Genomic DNA, 4,870 nt, shown 5'->3' on the forward strand with positions numbered 1-4,870 from the left:
CCCGCGCCCGGCACCCCCGAGGCTGGCGCGCCGGCGGCCAGCCGCGAGGCGGTGCCGCTGCTGCGCCTGCCGCCGGCTTCGCTTGGCCGCGAGCTGATGCTGCAGCAGCAGATCACGGTGGTGTACCGCACGCCGCGTGGCGAGGAGCGCCGCGAGATCCAGGCGCTGCTCGAAGCCAATGCGGCTCATACGCGGCTGGCCGCGCTGGCCGGCGGGCAGGTACTGGCGCGCCTGGACTGGGACGGACAGGACCTGCGCGTGGTGCGTTCGCCGTGGGCGCCGGCCGAGTTGGTGCCGGAGCGTATCCTGAGTGAAATGCAGTTGTCGCTGTGGCCGGTGCAAGCCATTGCCGCGGCCTTGCCGCCCGGCTGGCGGCTCGATGCCGAGGCCGGGCGCCGCGTGCTGCGCGCCGGTGGCGAGGTAGTGGCCGAGATTCGCTACCCGGACCCGCAGACCATCGAGTTCGAGCAGTACCGCGACGGCTACCGGCTGACCATCCGCACGCTGCCGGCGGCCACGCAAGGAGGGCCGAAATGAACCATATCTTCATCAATGCGCTGGGCGTGACCTGTGCCCTGGGCGACGGCGCCGATGCCGTGCGCGCGGCGCTTTGGCGCACCGACGGCCCGCCGGGCGGCGAGGTCACGCAGCGCTACAGCGCAGGCCGGCCGCTGCACCTCGGCACCGTCGGCGCGGCGCTGGCGGTGCCGGACACGACGCCGCTGGTGCATCGCACGCGCAACAACGCCATGCTGTACCACGCCGCACTGCAGTGCCTGGCGCAGGTGCAGGCGGCCATTGCCCGGGTGGGCCCGGCGCGCGTGGCGGTCGTGATGGGCACCAGCACCTCGGGCATCGCCGAAGGCGGCGAGGCGGTGACCGGGCGCCGTGCCAGCGGCAATTGGCCAGAAGGCTTCCACTACGGTCAGCAGGAGCTGGGCTCGCCCGCGCAGTTCCTGGCCGGCGCGCTCGGCGTGACCGGCGTGGCGTATACGCTGTCCACGRCCTGCTCGTCGAGCGCCAAGGCGCTGGCCGCGGGCGCCCGGCTGCTGCGCAGCGGCATCGCCGACGTGGTGATCGCGGGCGGCGCCGATACCTTGTGCCCCTTCACCGTCGCCGGCTTCAGCGCGCTGGACTCGGTCTCGGCCGCGCGCTGCAACCCGCTCTCGGCCAACCGCGCCGGCATCAACCTGGGCGAGGGTGCCGCCGTCTTCCTGCTCTCGGCCGAGCCCGGCGAGGTGCGCCTGGCAGGCTGGGGCGAGACCTCGGACGCGCATCACATGTCGGCGCCCGATCCCAGCGGCGCCGGCGCGCAGGCCGCCATGCGGCAGGCCCTGGCGCGTGCCGGCCTGGCACCCGCAGCCATCGACTACCTTAACCTGCACGGCACCGCCACGCCGCAGAACGATGCCATGGAGGCGCTGGCCTGCGCCGCATTGTTTGGCGACGGCGTGCCGCTGAGCTCGACCAAGCCGATGACCGGCCATGCGCTGGGCGCCGCCGGCGCGATCGAGGCAGCGCTGATGTGGCTGACGTTGTCCGGCAACGCGCAAGGCCGCCTGCCCGCGCACTGGTGGGACGGCGTGCCGGACCCGGCGCTGCCGCCCCTGCACGTGGTGGCGCCCGGCGAGACGCTGGGCCATGCGCCGCGCTACGTGATGAGCAATTCCTTCGCGTTCGGCGGCAGCAACAGCGCCGTGATCCTGGGGGCCGGCTGACCATGAGYGTGACCCCGAACATGGCCGGCCCGGCCACCTTGCCGGCGATCGGCGAGGTGGTGCCGCATGCCGGCGCCATGCGCCTGCTGGACGAACTGCTCGGCGCCGACGACGAGCAGGCGGTGGCGCGCACCACGGTGCGCGCCCATCGCCGCCTGGGCCGGCGTGCGCGACCTGCGCGCGGGCCGCAAGCCCGGCATCGGCTTCCTGCTCGGCTCGCGCCGCTACGAGTGCGACCTGGCGGCGTTTCCGGTCGGCAGCGTGCTGACCGTGCGGGCCCGCGCMGAGCTCACCGGCGACAACGGGCTCGGCATGTTCGCCTGCGCCCTGTCGCTCGACGGGCGCGAAGTGGCGCGCGCCAATGTTTCCGTTTTCCAGCCTGCCRACGCGCAGGCTTTCTTGCAAGGACAACAACCATGACGAACCGGACCGTGCTCGTCACAGGATCATCGCGCGGCATCGGCCGCGCCATCGCGCTGCGCCTGGCGCGCGACGGCTGCGATGTGGTGGTGCATTGCCGTTCGCGGCGCGAGGAGGCCGAATCGGTGGCCGACGCCGTGCGCGCGCTGGGCCGCAGCGCGCGCGTGCTGTGCTTCGACGTGAGCCAGCGCGAGCAGGCCGCGGCCGCGCTGCTGGCCGATATCGAGGCGCACGGCTGCTATTACGGCGTGGTGTGCAACGCTGGCATCGCGCGCGACGCTGCCTTCCCGGCCATGACCGGCGAGGAATGGGACGAAGTCATCCATACCAACCTGGATGCCTTCTACAACGTGCTCAACCCCGTGGTGATGCCCATGGTGCAGCGGCGCAAGCCGGGCCGCATCGTCACGCTGTCGTCGGTCTCCGGGCTGGTGGGCAATCGTGGCCAGGCCAACTACAGCGCGGCCAAGGCCGGCATCATCGGCGCCACCAAGGCGCTGGCCATCGAACTGGCCAAGCGCAACATCACCGTCAACTGCGTCGCACCCGGGCTGATCGACACCGAGATGGTGGAAGAACACGTGCTGGAGGAAGCCTTGCGCATGATCCCGGCACGTCGCATGGGCACGCCGGACGAGGTGGCCGCCACGGTGGCGTTCCTGATGTCCGCCGATGCCGGCTATATCACGCGGCAGGTGATCTCGGTCAACGGAGGGATGTTCGGATGAAGCGAGTTGTCGTTACCGGCACCGGCGCCGTTTGCTCGCTGGGCAATGACTGGCCGACCGTGCGCGAGCGGCTGGCCAGCGGCCGCAACGCCGTCGTGCAGATGCACGGCTGGCAGGACTTCAAGGGCCTGAACACGCAGCTCGCGGCACCCGTGCCGCCGTTCGCGCTGCCGGCGCACTACACGCGCAAGGTCACGCGCGCGATGGGGCGCGTGGCGGTGATGTCGGTGCTGGCCAGCGAGGCGGCGCTGCATGATGCGGGGCTTGCCGGCGATCCGCTGGTTACCAGCGGCAGGCTGGGCATCGCCTACGGCTCGTCCACCGGCACGCCGTCGGCGGTGGCGGATTTTGGCCGCATGATGAACGAGCGCAGCACCGAGGATATCAGCGCGACCACCTACATCCGCATGATGCCGCATACCACCGCGGTCAATATCGGCGTGTTCTTCGGCATTACCGGGCGCATCCTCACCACGTCCAGCGCCTGCACCTCGGGCAGCCAGGGCATCGGCTACGCCTACGAGACCATCCGCAGCGGGCGCCAGGTGGCGATGCTGGCCGGCGGCGCGGAAGAACTCGACCCGACCGAAGCCGCCGTGTTCGATACGCTGTTCGCCACCAGCACCTGCAACGATGCGCCCCACACCACGCCGCGCCCGTTCGACAGCGAGCKCGACGGGCTGGTGCTGGGCGAGGGCGCCGGCACGCTGGTGCTGGAGGAGCTGGAGCACGCCCGCGCGCGTGGCGCGCGCATCCTGGCGGAGATCGTCGGCTTCGGCACCAACAGCGACGGCGCTCACGTGACCCAGCCCCAGGCCGGCACCATGGCGCAGGCCATGCGCCTGGCGCTCGAGGACGCGGGGCTCGACGCTTCGGCCATCGGCTACGTCAACGCGCACGGCACGGCCACCGACCAGGGCGACATCGCCGAGTCGCAAGCCACCCACGCGGTGCTGGGCGGCGCGGTGCCGGTCAGCTCGCTCAAGAGCTACATGGGCCATACGCTGGGCGCCTGCGGTGCGCTCGAGGCATGGATGACCATCGAGATGATGCGCGAAGGCTGGTTTGCGCCCACCATCAACCTGGCCACGCCTGACCTGCGCTGCGCGCCGCTCGACCACATCATGGGCGAAGGCCGCCGGCTCGACGTCGACTACGCCATGAGCAACAATTTCGCGTTCGGCGGCATCAATACCTCGCTGGTGTTCCGTCGCTGGGGCCACTAGCCGGCCTGGAGCCGCTCCCGGGCGAGCCGCTCCAGGGCCATCCGCGTTTTTCCTTATCAACAAAACCAAGAAAGGAAGGTCAATGAAACACGCTCTCTCGATCCTGGCAGCCACCGCTGCGGCCGGCATGCTGCTGTCCACGCCCGCCGCGGCGCGCGACACCAAGTACATGCTGCCGTTCCAGGAAGTCCTCGACATGCCCGAGGCGCGGGACAAGCTCGATGGCACGGTCAAGTTCTTCCTGGCCGGCCAGGCGAAACCCAAGGTCCTGGAAACCGGGGAGGGCGACGTGTCCAACCGCAAGACCAACAGCTTCGGCAAGAGCGACGAGGAAGCCTGCCGCTGGGCCGCGCTGTCCGCGCTAATCGCCTTCCAGGACAAGGCCAGGTCGCTGGGCGTCAATGCCGTGGTCGATGTGGTGAKCTACTACAAGAAGGCGGAAGTCGCCAGMCCGACCGAGTACGAATGCCATGCCGGCGCCGTGGTGGCCGGCGTTGCGCTCAAGGGCATCTACGCCAGGGTCGCGGCCCGGTGACCTGCCTGGCCAGCCGCGGCTGAAGCGCGCCATGCAGCCCGGGCTCGTTTACGTACGGGTGGCCGACGTGGCCGCCATGGCCGGGCAGGCGCCGCCGCCCGGCCAGTGGATGAGCGCGCAGGAGACAAGCCGGCTCGGCTCGCTGCGGGCCGGCCAGCGCGCCGCCCAGTTCGTTGCCGGGCGCTGGCTGGCGCGGGCGCTGCTGGCGCAGGCCTGCGGCGGCGCCTGGCAGGACTGGACGCT

The 4,870-nt window shown here is 71.1% G+C and carries 6 protein-coding genes and 1 pseudogene; all 7 read left to right on the forward strand.

The window, feature by feature from the left end; translation table 11 throughout:
• Positions 1-537: DUF3261 domain-containing protein (locus tag AC1DKV_RS40310; RefSeq protein ID WP_441650262.1), on the forward strand; the 537-nt coding region annotated here is incomplete at its 5' end.
• Complete coding sequence (locus AC1DKV_RS40315) at positions 534-1,718, forward strand: beta-ketoacyl-ACP synthase (RefSeq protein WP_477139747.1); 1,185 nt, start codon at positions 534-536, stop codon at positions 1,716-1,718. The genes AC1DKV_RS40310 and AC1DKV_RS40315, both read left to right, overlap by 4 nt.
• A gap of 66 nt (positions 1,719-1,784) precedes the next feature.
• Positions 1,785-2,138, forward strand: a complete 354-nt coding sequence (locus AC1DKV_RS40320) for a hotdog family protein (RefSeq protein ID WP_477139748.1) — start codon at positions 1,785-1,787, stop codon at positions 2,136-2,138.
• The gene (gene fabG / locus AC1DKV_RS40325) at positions 2,135-2,866 is read left to right on the forward strand and encodes a 3-oxoacyl-ACP reductase FabG (protein ID WP_441621332.1); all 732 of its coding nucleotides are present in this window, start codon (positions 2,135-2,137) and stop codon (positions 2,864-2,866) included. The genes AC1DKV_RS40320 and fabG overlap by 4 nt, the downstream gene beginning before the upstream one ends.
• The gene (locus AC1DKV_RS40330) at positions 2,863-4,092 is read left to right on the forward strand and encodes a beta-ketoacyl-ACP synthase (protein ID WP_477139749.1); all 1,230 of its coding nucleotides are present in this window, start codon (positions 2,863-2,865) and stop codon (positions 4,090-4,092) included. The genes fabG and AC1DKV_RS40330 overlap by 4 nt, the downstream gene beginning before the upstream one ends.
• Positions 4,093-4,174: 82 nt before the next feature.
• Complete coding sequence (locus tag AC1DKV_RS40335; protein WP_477139750.1) at positions 4,175-4,627, forward strand: excinuclease ATPase subunit; 453 nt, start codon at positions 4,175-4,177, stop codon at positions 4,625-4,627.
• Between the two features lie 31 nt (positions 4,628-4,658).
• Positions 4,659-4,870, forward strand: a pseudogene (locus AC1DKV_RS40340) (ACP synthase 2); the annotation flags it as partial.

Source organism: Cupriavidus sp. 05T41 (genome assembly GCF_056396525.1).

Coding starts and splice junctions, on each gene's coding strand:
- fabG (WP_441621332.1), top strand. CDS start 2,135: ATGACGAACCGGACCGTGCTCGTCACAGGATCATCGCGCGGCATCGGC.